This window comes from Streptomyces sp. NPDC047022, assembly GCF_040644155.1.
In the GTDB taxonomy this organism is placed as follows: Bacteria; Actinomycetota; Actinomycetes; order Streptomycetales; family Streptomycetaceae; genus Streptomyces.
On the sequence record NZ_JBEYVV010000059.1, the window covers coordinates 1 to 16,506 of the forward strand.

15 protein-coding genes and 1 pseudogene are annotated in these 16,506 nt (G+C 72.6%); 5 read left to right on the plus strand and 11 right to left on the minus strand.

The genetic code is table 11. The features are described from left to right. Positions 1–165: 165 nt before the first annotated feature. A complete protein-coding gene (locus ABZ845_RS30935; protein WP_360986515.1) occupies positions 166–1,548 on the plus strand; it encodes an FAD-binding oxidoreductase in 1,383 nt (460 codons plus the stop codon). 49 nt (positions 1,549–1,597) lie between these two features. Next, positions 1,598–3,238: a PucR family transcriptional regulator gene (locus ABZ845_RS30940; RefSeq protein WP_360986518.1), complete on the plus strand. Its 1,641-nt coding sequence runs from the start codon at positions 1,598–1,600 to the stop codon at positions 3,236–3,238. Between the two features lie 237 nt (positions 3,239–3,475). Here the strand turns inward: ABZ845_RS30940 and ABZ845_RS30945 are convergent, their stop codons facing one another. The 5 genes from ABZ845_RS30945 to ABZ845_RS30965 form a co-directional block, all read right to left on the minus strand. Further along, positions 3,476–4,612 (minus strand): glycosyltransferase family 4 protein, encoded by a 1,137-nt coding sequence (locus tag ABZ845_RS30945; RefSeq protein WP_360986521.1) that lies wholly within the window; start codon positions 4,610–4,612, stop codon positions 3,476–3,478. A gap of 156 nt (positions 4,613–4,768) precedes the next feature. Then, the gene (gene recN, locus ABZ845_RS30950; RefSeq protein WP_360986525.1) at positions 4,769–6,511 is read right to left on the minus strand and encodes a DNA repair protein RecN; all 1,743 of its coding nucleotides are present in this window, start codon (positions 6,509–6,511) and stop codon (positions 4,769–4,771) included. A gap of 381 nt (positions 6,512–6,892) precedes the next feature. Next, positions 6,893–7,798 (minus strand): NAD kinase, encoded by a 906-nt coding sequence (locus tag ABZ845_RS30955; RefSeq protein ID WP_360986528.1) that lies wholly within the window; start codon positions 7,796–7,798, stop codon positions 6,893–6,895. Next, positions 7,795–8,610, minus strand: a complete 816-nt coding sequence (locus ABZ845_RS30960) for a TlyA family RNA methyltransferase (protein ID WP_360986531.1) — start codon at positions 8,608–8,610, stop codon at positions 7,795–7,797. Before ABZ845_RS30960 ends, ABZ845_RS30955 begins: the two co-directional genes overlap by 4 nt. A 7-nt stretch (positions 8,611–8,617) precedes the next feature. Then, positions 8,618–8,938: a hypothetical protein gene (locus ABZ845_RS30965; RefSeq protein ID WP_360986534.1), complete on the minus strand. Its 321-nt coding sequence runs from the start codon at positions 8,936–8,938 to the stop codon at positions 8,618–8,620. Between the two features lie 52 nt (positions 8,939–8,990). Here ABZ845_RS30965 and ABZ845_RS30970 point away from each other — a divergent pair, with 52 nt between their 5' ends. After that, positions 8,991–9,338 carry an SCP2 sterol-binding domain-containing protein gene (locus ABZ845_RS30970; protein WP_360986537.1) on the plus strand — a complete coding sequence of 116 codons (348 nt, stop codon included), beginning with the start codon at positions 8,991–8,993 and terminating at the stop codon, positions 9,336–9,338. A gap of 21 nt (positions 9,339–9,359) precedes the next feature. On the opposite strand, the gene ABZ845_RS30975 is transcribed toward ABZ845_RS30970, so the two are convergent. The 4 genes from ABZ845_RS30975 to ABZ845_RS30990 all read right to left on the minus strand — a co-directional run bounded on the left by ABZ845_RS30975 (position 9,360) and on the right by ABZ845_RS30990 (position 13,427). Then, positions 9,360–10,235 (minus strand): ABC transporter ATP-binding protein, encoded by an 876-nt coding sequence (locus tag ABZ845_RS30975; RefSeq protein ID WP_360986540.1) that lies wholly within the window; start codon positions 10,233–10,235, stop codon positions 9,360–9,362. After that, positions 10,232–11,287 carry an iron chelate uptake ABC transporter family permease subunit gene (locus ABZ845_RS30980; RefSeq protein WP_360986543.1) on the minus strand — a complete coding sequence of 352 codons (1,056 nt, stop codon included), beginning with the start codon at positions 11,285–11,287 and terminating at the stop codon, positions 10,232–10,234. The genes ABZ845_RS30975 and ABZ845_RS30980 overlap by 4 nt, the downstream gene beginning before the upstream one ends. Continuing rightward, the gene (locus ABZ845_RS30985) at positions 11,284–12,327 is read right to left on the minus strand and encodes an iron chelate uptake ABC transporter family permease subunit (protein ID WP_360986546.1); all 1,044 of its coding nucleotides are present in this window, start codon (positions 12,325–12,327) and stop codon (positions 11,284–11,286) included. Before ABZ845_RS30985 ends, ABZ845_RS30980 begins: the two co-directional genes overlap by 4 nt. 71 nt (positions 12,328–12,398) lie before the next feature. Further along, positions 12,399–13,427: an HAD hydrolase-like protein gene (locus tag ABZ845_RS30990; protein ID WP_360986550.1), complete on the minus strand. Its 1,029-nt coding sequence runs from the start codon at positions 13,425–13,427 to the stop codon at positions 12,399–12,401. Between the two features lie 72 nt (positions 13,428–13,499). Here ABZ845_RS30990 and ABZ845_RS30995 point away from each other — a divergent pair, with 72 nt between their 5' ends. Next, positions 13,500–14,801, plus strand: coding sequence for a DUF1015 domain-containing protein (locus ABZ845_RS30995; RefSeq protein WP_360986553.1), 1,302 nt, complete (start codon positions 13,500–13,502; stop codon positions 14,799–14,801). Positions 14,802–14,865: 64 nt separating this feature from the next. On the opposite strand, the gene ABZ845_RS31000 is transcribed toward ABZ845_RS30995, so the two are convergent. Together ABZ845_RS31000 and ABZ845_RS31005 are read right to left on the minus strand one after the other, a co-directional pair. Beyond that, positions 14,866–15,699, minus strand: a complete 834-nt coding sequence (locus tag ABZ845_RS31000) for a hypothetical protein (protein WP_360986556.1) — start codon at positions 15,697–15,699, stop codon at positions 14,866–14,868. Next, positions 15,591–16,046, minus strand: a complete 456-nt coding sequence (locus ABZ845_RS31005) for a hypothetical protein (protein ID WP_360986559.1) — start codon at positions 16,044–16,046, stop codon at positions 15,591–15,593. The genes ABZ845_RS31000 and ABZ845_RS31005 overlap by 109 nt, the downstream gene beginning before the upstream one ends. Here ABZ845_RS31005 and ABZ845_RS31010 point away from each other — a divergent pair. Next, positions 16,045–16,506 (plus strand): annotated as a pseudogene (locus ABZ845_RS31010) (hypothetical protein); the annotation flags it as partial. The gene ABZ845_RS31005 and the pseudogene ABZ845_RS31010 overlap by 2 nt on opposite strands.

Genomic DNA, 16,506 nt, shown 5'->3' on the forward strand with positions numbered 1-16,506 from the left:
AGCCGCAATCTGGCACAACTTCCAGACCGGCCAGGCGGTCAGCCGCTCACTGACCGCCTTCGATCACTGACCGTATTTGGACAGACTCGTCTAGGCTGAAGGCAGATGTGACCCGTCGGTCGTGTTTCTTCGGCCGTGTCCTGTCGATGGAAGGGGTCGGCTGTCATGGCTCCCTCGTCGAAGGCGGGCGCGGCGCTCGCCGCGCTCCGCGAGGACCTGGCCGGCGAGGTCTTCGCCCCCGGTGACCCGGGCTACGACGAGTCCCGCACCGTCTTCAACGCCCTGATCGACCGCCACCCGGCCGTGATCGCCCAGTGCGAGGGGGCGGCCGACGTGGTCCGGGCGGTGCGCTTCGCCAGGGACCTGGATCTGAAGATCGCGGTCCGCGGCGGCGGCCACAGCGTGGCGGGCATGGCACTGAACGACAACGGCCTGGTCGTGGACCTGCGCCGGATGCACGAGGTCACGGTCCATCCCGGGTCCGCGTCGGTGCGCGTGGAGGGCGGCGCCGTGATGAGCCATCTGGACCGCGCCACCCAGCCCCACGGTCTGGCCACCACCGGGGGCCGGGTCTCCACCACCGGCGTCGGCGGCTTCGTGCTCGGCGGCGGCAGCGGCTGGCTGGACCGGCCCTTCGGCCTCGCCGTGGACAACCTGCTCGGCGTGGAACTGGTGACCTCGGACGGCTCCACGGTCCTCGCGACCGCCGAGGAGAATCCCGAGCTGTTCTGGGCCCTGCACGGCGGCGGCGGGAACTTCGGCGTCGCCACCGCGCTCACGCTCAAGCTGCACGAGCTGCACGAGTTCTCCGTGGCACTGCTCATGTTCCCGCCCGAGACGGGCCCGGAGGCGGTGCGGGCCTACCGCGACATCATCGCCACCGGACCGCCTGAGGTGGGCGGCGCCGCGCTGTACATCACGGGCCCGCCCGAACCGTTCGTCCCCGGGCACCTGGTGGGAACGCTGCTGTGCGCCGTCCTGGTCACATACGTGGGCGGTGAGGAGGGCCTGCGGGCGCTCGCCCGGCCGCTGCTGGCCCTGCCGCACGAGGCCGAGACGGTCTCCGCGATGCCGTACGCCGACCTGCAGTGCATGCTCGACATCCCGCCCGGGCTGCGCAACCACTGGTCGGCCGAGTACGTGACCGGACTGCCCGACGAACTGGTCGACGTCTTCTGCGCCCGCGCCCCCTCCATGCCCGTCCCCTCCCCCTCCCAGCAGGTGCTGTTCCCCCAGGGAGGCGCGATCGCAAGCGGGCCCTCCGAATACCCGGTCCCCTACCGGGACGCGGACTGGACGGTGCACCCCTTCGGCGTCTGGGAGGACCCGGCGGACGACGGACAGGCCCTCGGGTGGGTCAGGAACGTGCGCGCCGACGTCCGGCCCTGGAGCACCGGCGCGGTCTACCTGAACTTCATCGGGGACGAGGGCAGGGACCGGGTGGTGGCGGGCCTGGGCACCGAGAACCTCAACCGGCTGGCCCGCGTCAAACGGCGCTACGACCCGGACAACGTGCTCCGGTACAACCACAACGTCACGCCCGCCTGACCCGTGCCCGGCGGTGCGCCCGGGGCCCCGGCACAGGTAGCGTCACCGCATGGACAGCCGTTTCGCACCTCAGGGCACGCAGGGCACCGGAATCACCGTGCAGCGGGCCCTGGAACTGCCCGGGCTGCGCGGCGGGCTCCCGGAGGTGCTGGCCGGCGCCGACCGGCTCAACCGGACGGTGCGCTGGGTGCACGCGGGCGAGGTCCCTAACATCGCCTCGCTGCTCAAGGGCGGCGAGCTGCTCCTGACCACGGGCTACGGCCTCGGCACCCGTCCCGCCGATCAGCGCGCGTTCGTGCGCACCCTTGCCGAGCGCGGCATCGCGGCCCTGGTGGTGGAGCTGGGCCCGCGCTTCACCCGGCTGCCCGCCGCCCTCGTCGAGACCGCCCGCGCGGCCGGGCTGCCGCTCGTGCAGCTGCACCGCGAGGTCCCGTTCGTGACGGTCACCGAGGAGATCCACACCGAGATCGTCAACGGCCACTACGCGCTGCTCCAGCGGGCCGAGGAGGTGCACCGCCGCTGCACCCAGGCGCTGCTCGGCGGAGGCGGGGTGCCGCAGGTCCTGGGCATCCTGGCGGACTTCTGCGGCAACCCGGTGTTCCTGGAGACCCCCGACGGCCAGCTGCTGTACGCCGCCGGGACGGGGCCCGCGGACACCGACCCGCTCCAGGTGTGGGAGGGACTGCGCGCCCAGCACCAGGACGAGCCCCCGGCCGGGACGACCCTCGTGGACGTCCCCGGCGGCGGACCGGGTGCGGGCTCCGTACGGGCCCGGCTGGTGCTGCTGCCGGTCAGCGCGCCGGTGGTGCCGGTGCACCGGATGGCCGCCGAGCGTGCCGCGGGCATCCTCGCCGTGGTCCTGATGCAGGCTCGGCAGGAGGAGGAGCTGGCGGCACGCGGGCGGGGCGACTTCCTCACCGATCTGGCCGAGGGCCGTATCACCGCCGAGGACGCGCCCGCGCAGGCACGGGTGCTGGGCTTCAAACCGGGAGCGGGCCCGCTGCTGCCGGTGGTGATGCGCCTCGCGGACGGGCTGTCTCCGGACAGCGGGGGCTGGGCGGTCCTGGCACGGGCGGTCGCGGAGGAACTCACTTCAGTGGGCGTACCGGTTCTGCTGGGCGTACGGCCGGTGGAGGGCCGGGTGCCGCTGCTGCTGGGGCTGCGCTCGGAGACGGAGCGCTCGGCGGTCGCCGACCGGGTGGCCGCGGCGCTGCGGGCAGGGGTGGAGCGCGCTGGCATGCACCGGCCCGGCACCCGGCCTCCGGTCGTGGTGGTCGCCGCCGCGGGCGGCTGGACGGCGGCGTCGGCGGGTCTGCGGCACGCGGCGGCGACGGCGACGGCGGCGCAGGGGCTGCCGGAGCACCCCTGGTACGACGCCCGGCGCCTCGACATCGACCTCCTGCTGTGGCGGCTGCGCGAGCATCCGGACCTGGCGGCCTTCGTGGACCGTGCGATCGGTCCACTGCGCGACCACGACCACCGCTCGAAGCCACCGCTGCTGCCCACGCTGGAGACGTACCTGGCCCACGCTGGCCGCAAGGCGGAAACGGCCCGCGAACTGCACCTGAACCGCCAGACCCTCTACAACCGCCTGGCCCGCATCGGCGAACTCCTGGGAACAGACCTGGACGACCCCCAAACGGTCCTCACCCTGAGCCTGGCCCTACAAGCCCGCCGCCACGTCCCCTGACAGCCCCACGGGGAGCAGCCGCTCGACAGGGGCGCGGGGAACTACGCAAAGCCCCACGACGAACCCGCAGACAACAACGCACCCCGACGGGCACCGGCCAGGGGCGCGGGGAACTGCGCGACAAGCCACAACCAACCCGCACCCGACAACACACCCGAAGGAGCACCGACCAGGGGCGCGGGGAACTGCGCAAAAGACCGCACCCCCGGGCAACACCCCCCAAGGCCGCGCGCAGCGCTACGCGTACGGCACAACCCGTGTCAACTCGTCGTAGACACTGAGCACCTGCGCCACAGTCTCGTCCTCCGTCGGCCACCCGGCAGCCTGCCGAACCCCGAGCCGCCGCAGCTCCTCCCGCCGAGCGGAATCCCCGAGCAACCCCACCACCACAGCGGCCAGCGCCCCCGCGTCGCCGTACGGCACCAGCTCCGCCGCGTCACCCACGAGTTCCCGCATGCCCCCGACATCGCTGGCGACCAGCGGCACGCCCGCTTGCAGGGCCTCCTGGGCGAGCACGGACCGGGACTCCCAACTGCTGGGCAGAAGCGCCAGATCCGCTGCGGCGAGCAGTTCCCCGACGTCCTCGCGCCGCCCCACCAGCCGCACCGGCAGCCCCTTGTCCTCGATACGCCGCTGGAGCACCGTCCGCAACGGCCCCTCCCCCGCGATGACGACCAGCGGCTGGGGATCGAGGCCGCACCAGTCGCGCGAGGCGTCCAGGAGTACGTCGTACCCGCGATGCCGGTCCAGGCTGCCGACGGCCATGAGCAACGGACGGTCGGTGACACCGAGTTCGGCGCGGACCTTGGGGCTCGGCCGGTCCTCGTCGTCGCCGTCGACGGAGATCCGGGGCCCGGGCAGGGACACGGCGGCGAGCCGGGCGTCCCGGGCGCCCCGCCGGCGGGCCCGGTCGACGAGATCGGACGACGTACCGAGGACCACGGACGCGGCCCTGGCCACGCGCCGTTCGAGCAGACGCAGCAGAGGGGCGCGGGCGCCCCCGGCGTGCGCCCTGGTGTGCCAGGTGACGACCAGCGGGACGCGGCGGCCACTGAGCGCGAGCGCGGCGCGCAGTCCTGCGTTCAGCCCGTGCGCGTGCACCAGGTCGGCCTCGCCGCAGGCGATGCGCAGCGCGGCCAGGGCGGAGGGGTCCGTGCTGCGGGGCACGGGGACATGACGGCCGCCGACGCCGGTGAAGTCGTAGGTGCGTTCGGCCTCGACGGGGGCGCACACGGTGACCTGCACGCCCCGGGCGACCAGCCCCGAGGTCAGCGTGCGCACATGGGCGCTGCTGCCGGCGCTTCCTCCGCCGAGCACCTGCACGGTGCGCAGCGGCGACCGGCCGTGCGGTGAGTGGCTGCTCGCAAGGCTCACGTGGCCGGGGCTCCTGGTTCGGCGTCGGACGGTCACGAAGAAACGTACAGAAGGATCGCGCGGCGGGGGTGGACCGCACGAAACGCTCGGCGTATGCGCCGGGCAAGCCAAGCATGCCAGGAAGCGGGGGCGTTGTGGGGCCCGCCGGGCGGCCCCCTACCCGTCCGCCCGCGCCGTCGCCAGCAGTTCCTCCGCGTGCGCCCGGGCCGTCTCGGAGTCCTCCTGTCCCGCCAGCATCCGGGACAGCTCCCGGACACGGTCCTCGCCCTCGAGGACCTTCACACCGGAGCGGGTCACCGAGCCGTCGTTCGTCTTCTCCACCAGCAGTTGCCGGTCGGCGAACGCCGCCACCTGTGGCAGATGGGTGACGACCACGACCTGCGCGGTCTTCGCGAGCCGTGCGAGACGCCGGCCGATCTCGACCGCCGCCTTGCCGCCGACGCCCGCGTCGACCTCGTCGAAGAGGTACGTCGGCACGGGATCCGTCCCCGCGAAGACCACCTCGACGGCGAGCATCACACGGGAGAGCTCACCGCCGGAGGCACCCTTGGCGATGGGCCTCGGCGGCGCGCCGGGGTGCGGTGCCAGCAGCAGTTCCACCTCGTCGGCGCCCGAGGGCCCGTACGCGACCGTGCGTCCGCCGACCTCGACGCCTTCGGGGTCCTCGGTCTGCCGGATCTCGAACGACACGCGCGCGTGCGGCATGGCGAGGGAGGCCAGCTCGGCCGTGACGGCGGCGGCGAACCGCTCGGCGGCCTCCGCGCGGGCGTCCGTCAGCGCCTGCGCCAGCCCTCCCAGCTCGGCCCGCAGCCCGTCCCGCTCGGCGGTCAGCTCCTCGATCCGGTCGTCGTCGCCGTCGAGCTCGGTCAGGCGTGCGGCGCCCTGCTCGGCCCACTCCAGGACGGAACCCACGTCCTGGCCGTACTTCCGGATGAGCGCGTTCAGCGCCGCGCGCCGTTCCTCGACGGCCGCGAGCCGCAGCGGGTCCGCGTCCAGGTCGTCGGCGTAACCGGCCAGCTCACCGGCCACATCACCGAGCAGGATCCCGATCTCGCCGATCCGGTCGGCGAGGACCGCCAGCGCCGGGTCGTGCGACCGCACCGCTTCCAGGGCCCGGTGGGCTCCCGCGACCAGCATGGCGGCGTCGACGCTCTCGGGGTCTTCCGGATTGCCCGCCAGCGCGGCGTGCGCGGCCGTCGCCGCGGACGCGAGCGCCTCCGCGTGCCCGAGCCGCTCGGCCTCCTCGGCCAGCTCCACGTCCTCACCGGCCCGCGGCTCGACGGCCGCGATCTCATCGAGCCCGAAGCGCAGCATGTCGGCTTCCTGGGCCCGTTCCCGGGCGCGTGTGGTGATCTCCTCCAGCTCGGCGGAGACGGACCGCAGACGCCGGTACGCCTCCCCGTACTTGGCGAGCGGCACGGCGACCGCGTCACCGGCGTACCGGTCCAGGGCCTGCCGCTGCCGGGACAGCTTGAGCAGCCCCTGCTGGTCGGTCTGCCCATGCACGGCCACCAGTTCGTCGGCCAGCTCCGCGAGCACGCCGACGGGCACGGAACGCCCGCCCAGGTGCGCCCTGGACCGCCCCTCGGCGGACACCGTACGGCTGATCAGCAGCGCCCCGTCGTCGAGCTCGGCTCCGGCCTCCTCGGCCCGTACGGCGGCGGAGGCGCCGTCGGGCATGGCGATCCGCCCCTCCACGACCGCGTTCTTCGCCCCGATCCGCACGAGCGCCGGGTCGGCCCGTCCGCCCAGCAGCAGGCCGAGGCTGGTGACGACCATGGTCTTCCCCGCACCGGTCTCACCGGTCACGGCGGTGAAGCCGGGCGACAGCTCGACGACCGCGTCATCGATGACTCCGAGCGACCGTATCCGCATCTCCTCCAACACGGACAAGACCATACGAGGTCAGCCACCGACTGTGCGACGGCCCCCGCCCCCCTGGGCTGAACCCGCAGGTGAAGGAACCACCCCGACCACCCCATATCACCCCGCCGAGGGATGGGACTGCGACGGGAATGCCGCCCCACACCCCCGCGGCATGCGCGCGAAGCACGCGCGTCAGGGGCGCGGGAAACTGCGACAGGGGCGCGGGGAACTGCGCAGAACCCCACAACCAACCCGCACCCGACAACGCACCCCAAGGAGCACCGACCAGGGGCGCGGGGAACTGCGCGACCAGCCACAGCAAGCCCGCAGACGAACAACGCACCGCCGGCGGAACACGACAGGGGCGTGGGGAACTGCGCAAAACCCCCGCGCACCCGCAGGGACGACGCACCCTCAGTGCGGCGCCCCCCGCCACCCGGACACGGGCAGCGCGAACTTCGCCACCAGCCGATCCGTGAACGACGCATGGTGCAACCGGGCCAACCGCACCGGCACGGCCCCCCGCCGCACCTCGACCCGCGCCCCCTGGGGCAACTCCACCATCCGGCGGCCATCGCACCACAACACCCCATGCGGGGTATCAGGCTGCACCTCCACCGCAAGCACGGAGTCCGGCGACGTCACGAGCGGCTTGGCGAACAGCGCGTGCGCGCTGATCGGCACCATGAGCAGCGCCTCCACCTCGGGCCACACCACGGGCCCGCCCGCGGAGAAGGCGTACGCGGTCGACCCGGTGGGCGTGGCGCACACGATGCCGTCGCAGCCGAAGCCGGTCACCGGCCGCCCGTCGATCTCCAGGACGACCTCCAGGAGCTTCTCGGCGGAGACCTTCTGCACGGCCGCCTCGTTGAGCGCCCAGTCGGTGTGCACGATGTCGCCGTTCTTGTGCACGACGACGTCGACGGTCATGCGCTCCTCGACCTCGTACGCCTTCATCACGACCCGGTCCACGACCCGGTCGAGGTCGTCGCGCTCGGCCTCCGCGAGGAAGCCGACCCGGCCGAGGTTGACGCCGAGCATCGGCACCCCGGAGGCACGGGCGAACTCGGCGCCGCGCAGCAGTGTGCCGTCACCACCGAGCACGATGAGCAGCTCGCAGCCGTCAAGGCACTGCGGGGTGGCCTCCTTGACCAGCTCCACCTCGTCCGGCAGCGGCAGGTCCTCCGCCTCCGCCTCCAGGACGCGCACCCCGATCCCGCAGCTCAGCAACCCCTTCACCACAAGCTCCGCGCTGCGGATCGCCGCGGGCCGCCCGGTGTGAGCGAGCAGGAAAACAGTACGAGCTCGGTTCTGTGTCAACGCGGCCCCTCCGCCACTGCACGGTCAACGTCGGCCGGGTCCAGTGCGGGTGCTCCGGCTCGCAGCCACAGAAAGTACTCGACGTTGCCCGACGGTCCGGGCAGCGGGCTGGCCGTCACGCCCTTCACGCCGAGCCCCAGTTCCGCGGCCCGTGCGGCCACTCCGCACACGGCCTCCGCGCGCAGCTGCGGGCTGCGCACGACACCGCCGCTGCCCAGTCGCTCCTTCCCCACCTCGAACTGCGGCTTGACCATCATCACCAGATCGGCGTCCGGCTTCGTGCACCGCACCAGGGCGGGCAGAACCAGTCCGAGCGGGATGAACGACAGATCCCCCACGACAAGATCCACAGGCTCCCCATCGATCGCTTCGAGCGTCAACTCGCGCACGTTCGTACGGTCCTTGACGGTGACGCGTTCATCGCTCTGCAGAGACCAGGCGAGTTGTCCGTATCCGACGTCGACGGCGACGACACGGGCGGCGCCCGCGCGCAGCAGGACGTCGGTGAAGCCCCCGGTGGACGCTCCGGCGTCCAGCGCCCGCCTGCCCCCGACCTCCAGCCCCTGCGGCACGAAGGCCGCGAGGGCACCGGCGAGCTTGTGCCCGCCGCGCGAGACGTAGTCGGGGTCGCTGTCGTCCTGGGCGACGACGATGGCCGCCGCGGTCTCCACCTGGGTGGCGGGCTTGGTCGCGACGGTCTTGCCGACGGTGACCCGGCCCGCCACGATCAGCTGGCCGGCATGCTCGCGCGAACGCGCCAGCTTCCGGCGGACCAGCTCCGCGTCCAGACGGCGGCGTGCGACTCCTGACACGTTCGGTTCAGCTCCTGTATCGGTCGGGCGAGGGGGGCGCCGGAGGTCCCGGGCGGGCGTCGAGCGCGGTCAGCGCGTCGCGCAGCCCCCCGTGTACATCCTCGTACACCTCCATGTGCCCGTCGGTGGCGAGGTGGTCGGCATCGGCCAGCCGCTCGAGCTGGGCGTCGACGTCGGCGTTGCCGGTGGGGGTGCGGGGCACGTACAGCGGCGAGGGCGCGGCGGGGTCGTCCTCCGGCTCGTGCGGGAGGCCGTCCGGACCGTCCGGCTCCACTGCCGCCGCTTCCGCCGGGACCTCGGCCTCGGCCTCGGACACAGAGTCGTTCATGCCCCGACGCTACCTCGAAGCGCCGGGAAGCACTGGGGTACCGTCGCTCACGATGGCGACGATGGAGGAGTGCCGCAGCGCACTCGACAAGCTCTCGGACAATCTGGCGGGCGCTGAAGGGGACGTGCGCGACGCCGCGGCCCTCAACCGCTCTCTCAGCTGCCGTATCACCGACCTGGACATCACGTTCGTCGGTCGTCTCGAGGACGGCCGGATCGAGGTGCTCGACACGATTCAGGGGGCGCCGCGCGAGAAGGCTCAGATCAGACTGGCGATGGCGGGCGACGACCTGGTGGCGATGGTCGACGGCCGGCTGAACTTCGCCAAGGCCTGGGCCTCGGGCAGGGTGAAGCTGGAGGCGGCGGTTCTCGACCTGTTCCGCCTCAGAAAGCTCCTGTAGATCTCAGGACTGCGGTGCGTCTCAGGACGCCTCCTCGAGCGGAACCCGGGCGCGTCCCGCGCGTGCCGCCGGCACCACCAGCGGTGTGCCCGTCTCGGGGTCCTCGATGACCTGGCAGCGCAGCCCGAAGACCTCCTCGACCAGCGCGGCGGTGACGATGTCGCCGGGGGCGCCCTCGGCGATCACCTCGCCGTCGCGCAGGGCGATGAGGTGGGTGGCGTACCGCGCGGCGTGGTTGAGGTCGTGCAGCACCGCGACCAGCGTGCGCCCCTGCTCCTCGTGCAGTTCGGCGCACAGGTCCAGCACATCGATCTGGTGCTGGATGTCGAGGTAGGTCGTCGGCTCGTCGAGCAGCAGCAGCGGGGTCTGCTGGGCGAGCGCCATGGCGATCCAGACGCGCTGCCGCTGGCCGCCGGAGAGTTCGTCCACGTAGCGGTCGGCCAGTTCCGCGACGCCGGTCTGTGCCATCGACTCCTGTACGACTCGTTCGTCCTCGCTCGACCACTGGCGCAGGATCCCCTGGTGCGGATAGCGGCCACGGCCCACGAGGTCGCCGACGGTGATCCCGTCGGGCGCGATGGAGGACTGCGGCAGCAGGCCCAGCGTCCGCGCCACCTTCTTCGCCGGCATCGACTGGATGACCTGGCCGTCGAGGAGCACCCGCCCCTGGGACGGCTTGAGCATCCGGGACAGGGCGCGCAGCAGCGTGGACTTGCCGCACGCGTTCGGGCCGACGATCACGGTGAAGGAGTTGTCGGGGATCTCCACGGACAACCGTTCGGCGATCACGCGCTCCTCGTAGGCGAGGGTGACCTTCTCGGCGCGAAGACGGTTCACGGTGCTCCTCTTGTCGTTCGTTTCCGCACCGCCGCCCTGGGCGCTGCTCAGGGGGCTCATATGCGGGCCGCCCTGCGTTCGGTGACCAGCAGCCACAGCAGATGGACACCGCCGAGTGACCCGGTGACCACACCCACGGGCAACTGGTCCGCTCCGAAGACCCACTGCGAGGCCCAGTCCGCGACGATCAGCAGGGCGGCGCCCATGAACATGGAGGGGACGAGGTTCGGGCCGGGCGACCTGGTCAGGCGCCGGGCGAGCTGGGGTGCGGTCAGCGCGAGGAACCCGACCGGGCCGGCGGCGGCCGTGGCACCGGAGGTGAGCAGCACCGCGGACACCGTCAACAGCAGCCGTACGCGCTCCACGCGCACGCCGAGGGCGTACGCGACGTCGTCGCCCATCTCCAGCATCCGCAGTCCCCGGGCGTTGCCGAGAACGAGTGGTACGAGGACGGCGCACAGCACGAGCAACGGCCAGACCTGGTCCCAGTCCCGTCCGGCCAGGGATCCGGTCATCCAGAAGTACGCGCGGGCCGCGTCGACCAGGTCGGCCTTGGTGAGCAGGTAGCCGTTGACCGCCGTGGCGATCGCGCAGACGCCGACGCCGACCAGGACCAGCCGGTACCCGTGCACGCCCTGCTTCCAGGCGAGCAGATAGACGGCCAGACCGGTGACGAGGCCGCCGACGAGCGCGCCCAGGGCGACCTGGGCGGCGCTTCCGGAGAACAGCACGATCATCACCAGGGCCCCGGCCGTCGAGCCCTGCCCGAGGCCGAGCACGTCGGGGCTGCCCAGCGGGTTGCGGGAGACGGACTGGAACAGGGCGCCGCCGAGTCCGAGCGAGGCACCGACCAGCAGGCCGACGAGCGCGCGCGGCAGCCGCAGCTCGGTGACGATGAACTCCTGGCCCGCGTTGCCGTTCCCGGCCAGGGTCCTGAGGACGTCCCCGGCCGGGATGGGGAAGTCGCCCGTGCCGATGAGCACGACGCTCGCGGCGAGCGTCACGGCCAGGAGCAGCACGACGACGGTGACCGCGCGGACGTCGAGGCGCAGGGAGAGCCCGCCGGGGGCGCGAAGGGTGCGGGAGCGGTGGAACGTACCGGTGGTCTTCACAGCTGCGTCGTCCTCCGCCGCCGTACGAGAAAGATGAAGACCGGGCCGCCGATGACCGCGGTCACGATGCCGACCTGGACTTCGGCGGGCCGGGCGACGACACGGCCGAGGACATCGGCGCCGAGCAGCAGCACGGGGGACAGGACTGTCGCGTACGGCAGGATCCAGCGCATGTCGGGGCCGGTGAAGGACCGTACGACGTGGGGGACCATCAGCCCGACGAACACGATCGGCCCACAGGCGGCTGTCGCGGCCCCGCACAGCAGGGTGGCGGCGACCATGGACAGGGCGCGGGTGCGGTTGAGGCCGGCTCCGAGGGCGCGGGCGGTGTCGTCGCCCATGGCCACGGCGTTCAGCGGCCTGGCGAGGCCCAGGGCGAGGAACGTGCCCGACACGAGGAACGGCAGGACCTGGGTGATGGTCGTGTCGGTGGCCGAGGCGAGAGAACCGACGGTCCAGAAGCGCATCTTGTCGAGCGCAGCGTCGTCCGTGATCATGACGGCCTGGAGATAGCCGTAGAGCGCGGCGCTGATGGCGGTCCCGGCGAGTGCGAGCCTGACCGGTGTGGCGCCGCGGCTCCCGCCGAGGAACCACACCAGGGCGCCCACGGCCGCCGCACCGGCGAAGGCGAACCACACATAGCCGCTCAGGCTCGTGACACCGAAGAAGGTGATGGCCGTGACGACCGCGGCGGACGCGCCGGCGTTGATGCCGAGGAGTCCCGGGTCGGCCAGAGGGTTGCGCGTGAGCGCCTGGAGCACGGCGCCGGAGAGCCCGAGCGCGGCGCCGGCGAGCAGCCCGAGGGCCGTACGCGAGAGCCGGTCCGCCACCACGACATCGTTGTACGTCCCCGAGTCGTGGAACAGACCGTGCCAGACCTGCTCAGGGGACAGGCCCTTCGCCCCGATCGCGATGCTCGTCAGCGCGACGAGCGCCAGGACCGCGAGGGAGAGGAGGAGCCCAAGGGACCGTATCGCCCGGCGGGTTGGGGGCGCGGGGGCGGTCTCCGCGCGTGGTTCGGGAGGACTGTCGACCAACACGAAGTTAGGTTAGCCTACCCTGGCTTGCCGATTCGATCCCGCGTCCGCACCCCCCGGCCCTGCCGCACGGCTCACAGGCCCAGCCGCGCCAGCGCCTTCCCGCCCTCCAGCTCGCACGAACCCTCACCGGCCGCCGTCCAGGCCGCCGCGCACAGCGCCCGCAGCCCGTCCAGGGACGCCCCGTCGCCCTCCAGCTCCAGCCGCCCATCCCCCGCCGTCGCCGTCCAGCCGCCGCAACGGAACCCGTCACCCGCCGTCGCGACCTCCGGCTGCCCGGTCAGCAGTCCGCGCAGGTCGGCGTCGACATAGGACGGCCGGTGGTGCACCGGCGCGGCGAGCAGCTGAGCGCCGTCCGTCACCCCCGTCAGGACGAGCAGCGAGTCGACCCCGCCGTTGAAGGCGCCCTCGATGTCCGTATCCAGCCGGTCCCCGACCACCAGCGGCCGCTCCGCGCCGGTCCGCAGGATCGTCTCCCGGTGCATGGGCGGCTGCGGCTTGCCCGCAACCTGCGGTTCGGCACCCGTGGCCATCCGCACGACCTCCACCGCCGCACCGTTGCCGGGCGCGATACCGCGCCCGCTCGGAATCGTCAGATCCGTGTTGGACGCGAACCACGGCACCCCTCGGGCGATGGCGTAGCACGCCTCCGCGAACCGGCCCCAGGGCAGCTCGGGCCCGCCGTAGCCCTGCACGACCGCGGCCGGCTCGTCGTCGGCCGACTCGACGGGCACAAGCCCTCGCTCCCGCAACGCGACCCTCAGCCCCTCACCGCCCACGACCAGCACCCGGGACCCGGCGGGCACCTGCTCGCCGATCAGCCGGGCGACCGCCTGCGCCGAGGTGATGACGTCCGAGCCCTGGGTCGCTATCCCCAGCTTCGTGAGATGCGCGGCCACCGCATCGGGGGTCCGCAGCGCGTTGTTCGTGACGTATGCCAGGTGCATGCCGCCCGTGCGGGCGGTTCCGAGCGACTCCACGGCGTGCGCGATCGCCCGCCCACCCGCGTAGACCACCCCGTCCAGATCGAGCAGCGCCGTGTCGTAGGCCTCGCTCAGGGGTCGCGCGCTGCCCTCCGGCCGCGTCCGGACGCTCTGGCTCATTACGCATCGCTCCTCGTTCGTTCGCTTTCCCCCGATCATCGCTCATGGCACTGACACACTTACGATGCATCAATGAACACTGCAGGTCCCGGGGACGTACCGGCGCACACGGGTCTGGAGCTGGCCCCCTTCCGGGGGCTGCGCTACGACCCCGACCGCGTCGGCAGCCTCGCCGCCGTCACCTCGCCGCCGTACGACGTCGTCGTACGGCCGGACGGGCTGCACCAGCTCGAATCGGCCGATCCGCACAACATCGTGCGCCTGATCCTTCCGCAGGCATCCGATCCGGAGGCACGCAACAAGCAGGCAGCCGAGACCCTGCACCGCTGGCTGGCCGAGGGCATTCTGACGGTCGACGCCGAGCCCGGCCTCTACGTGTACGAGCAGCGCGGCGGCGGACTGCTGCAGCGCGGGATCATCGGCGCCTTGCGCGTATCGCATCCCTCGGACGGCGTAGTCCTCCCCCACGAGGACGTGATGCCGCACGTGGTCGCCGACCGCGCGGCCCTGATGCGCGCGACCTCCGCCAATCTCGAACCGCTGCTGCTCACCTACCGCGGCAACGGGTCCGGAACCGGCGCGACGGCCATCATCGAACGCACGGCCGAGCGTCCGCCACTGCTGTGCACCACCACAGAAGACGGTTTCAGCCATCGTCTCTGGGCCGTCACGGACCCCGCCGAGCTCGCCGAGATCCGGACGGACCTGATGCGGCACCAGGCCCTGATCGCCGACGGACATCACCGCTGGGCGACATATCTGCGTCTACGCGCGGAGCACACCTCCCCCAGCCCCTGGGACTACGGCCTGGTCCTGCTCGTGGACACCGTCCGCTATCCGCTCCGGGTCCGCGCGATCCACCGCCTGCTGCACCGGCTGCCGGTGGCGGACGCGCTGTCCGCCGTCACGGGGCTGTTCCACGTGCGCGAGCTGCGCGTCTCGCTGACCCAGGCCCTGGACACGCTCGCCGACGCTGCCTGTGCCGGCAACGCGTTCCTCCTCGCGGGCGACGGCGCCTTCCATCTGCTCGACCAGCCGTCCCCGGAGCTTCTGGCCCGCACGGTCCCGGCGGACCAGCCGCTGGCCTGGCGCACCCTGGACGCCACGGTCCTGCACGCCACGCTCCTCGAAAACGTCTGGAACATCCCCGAGGACTCGCCGGAGCACATCGCCTACATCCACGACGCCGCCGCCACCGTGGAGAAGGCGGAACGCGACGGCGGAACGGCCGTGCTGCTGCACCCGGTCCGTGAAGACGTCGTACGGGAGCTGGCCCGGCAGGGCGTGACGATGCCCCGAAAGTCGACGTCCTTCGGGCCCAAGCCGGCGTCCGGGCTGGTGCTGCGGACGCTGACGCCTCCCGCGGTGCCTTGATCCGCCTGATCCGGGTGTAGACGCGTGACGGGGCAGGATCCCGCCCCGTCACGCGTCCAGGAGGTCAGCCCTCGGCGCCCTCGTCCTTCTCGTCCTCGGACTCGCCGTGGTGTCCGTCCTCGGCGATCTCCGCGTTCTCCGCCTCCTCGGCGGCCTCGGTGGCCTCGGCGGCCTCGCCGTCCTCGTGCTCGCCCTCGTCCGAGGAGCGGTCGTCGCTCTCGTCAAGCGCGTCGACGAACTCCACCCCGTCCAGTTCGGCCAGCCGGTCGGAGGCATCCGTGCTGCCGTCCTTGTCGGCCTCGACGGCCTTGGCGAACCACTCGCGCGCTTCGCTCTCCCGCCCGGCGGCGAGCAGGGCGTCGGCGTACGCGTACCGCAGACGTGCGGTCCACGGCTGGACGGAGTTGGACGCGAGCTCGGGGCTCTGCAGGGTCACGATGGCGGCGTCGAGCTGCCCCATGTCCCGGCGTGCACCGGCCGCGACGAGCCGCATCTCGACCTGGCCCGCCTTGTCGAGCTTGTGCACCTCGGGAGCACCGGCCATGTCGAGCGCCTTCTCGGGCCGGCCGAGGCCGCGCTCGCAGTCCGCCATGAGGGGCCACAGCTCGATGCTCCCGGTCATACGCCGGGCGGCACGGAATTCGGCGAGCGCCTCGCCGTACTTCTCGTTGGCGTACGCGGCGAATCCGGCCGCCTCACGCACAGCGGCGACGCGGGACGCGAGGCGCAGCGCCACCCTGGAGTACCCGTACGCCTGCTCGGGCTCCTCGTCGATCAGCCGGGCGACCATCACCAGGTTCCTGGCGACATCTTCGGCGAGCGTCTTCGGCAGGCTCTGCAACTGCTGCCGTACGTCGCTGTCGATCTCCTCGCCGGTGACGTCCTGCGGGATCGGCAGACGCTTGATGGGCTCACGGTCCCGGTCCCGCTCCTCACGGAAGCGGCTGCCGCCACGTCGGTCGTCACGGCGGTCGTCGCGCCGGTCGTCACGGCCACGGAAGCCGCCGGGACGTCCCCCGCGGTCCTCACGCCGGGGACCGCGGGCACCACGGTCGTCGCCGCGCCGGTCGTCGCGCCCACGGAAACCACCGCGGTCGTCGCGCCGATCGTCGCGCCGGTCATCACGTCCGCCGAAACCGCCGCGCTCACCACGGTGGTCGTCACGGCGGCCGTAGCCACCGCGGTCCCCCTCACGGCGGTCGTCGCGACGCCCGGAGCCACCACGGTCGTCATCACGACGCCCATGGCCGCCGCGCTCGTCGTCTCGACGCCCGTAGCCGGGACGCTCGTCATCACGACGATAGGCAGGACGCTCGCCATCGCGGCGGTAGGCGGGACGCTCGTCATCACGGCGGTAGGCGGGACGCTCGTCATCACGGCGGTAGGCGGGACGCTCGTCATCACGGCGGTAGGCGGGACGGTCACCCTCACGACGGAAGCCACCACGATCATCACGGCGGTCATCCCGACGGGGGCCGGCCGGACGGTCGTCACGCCGGAACGCAGGACGTCCACCACGGTCACGGTCATCGCGGCGGAAGCCGCCGCGGTCGCCGTCCCTACGGTCGTCACGACGCCCGTAGCCGCCACGCTCGTCATCACGGCGGTGGGCGGGACGGTCACCCTCACGACGGAAGCCACCACGATCATCACGGCGGTCATCCCGACGGGGGCCGGCCGGACGGTCGTCACGCCGGAACGCAGG

Bases quoted from the DNA above. Each gene is read 5' to 3' on its own strand.
- ABZ845_RS30970 (WP_360986537.1), top strand. From the start codon at position 8,991: ATGGCGACGATGGAGGAGTGCCGCAGCGCACTCGACAAGCTCTCGGAC.
- ABZ845_RS30975 (WP_360986540.1), bottom strand. From the start codon at position 10,235: ATGAGCCCCCTGAGCAGCGCCCAGGGCGGCGGTGCGGAAACGAACGAC.
- ABZ845_RS30935 (WP_360986515.1), top strand. From the start codon at position 166: ATGGCTCCCTCGTCGAAGGCGGGCGCGGCGCTCGCCGCGCTCCGCGAG.
- ABZ845_RS30965 (WP_360986534.1), bottom strand. From the start codon at position 8,938: ATGAACGACTCTGTGTCCGAGGCCGAGGCCGAGGTCCCGGCGGAAGCG.
- ABZ845_RS30940 (WP_360986518.1), top strand. From the start codon at position 1,598: ATGGACAGCCGTTTCGCACCTCAGGGCACGCAGGGCACCGGAATCACC.
- ABZ845_RS31005 (WP_360986559.1), bottom strand. From the start codon at position 16,046: ATGGGCGTCGTGATGACGACCGTGGTGGCTCCGGGCGTCGCGACGACC.
- ABZ845_RS30995 (WP_360986553.1), top strand. From the start codon at position 13,500: ATGAACACTGCAGGTCCCGGGGACGTACCGGCGCACACGGGTCTGGAG.
- recN (WP_360986525.1), bottom strand. From the start codon at position 6,511: ATGGTCTTGTCCGTGTTGGAGGAGATGCGGATACGGTCGCTCGGAGTC.
- ABZ845_RS30990 (WP_360986550.1), bottom strand. From the start codon at position 13,427: ATGAGCCAGAGCGTCCGGACGCGGCCGGAGGGCAGCGCGCGACCCCTG.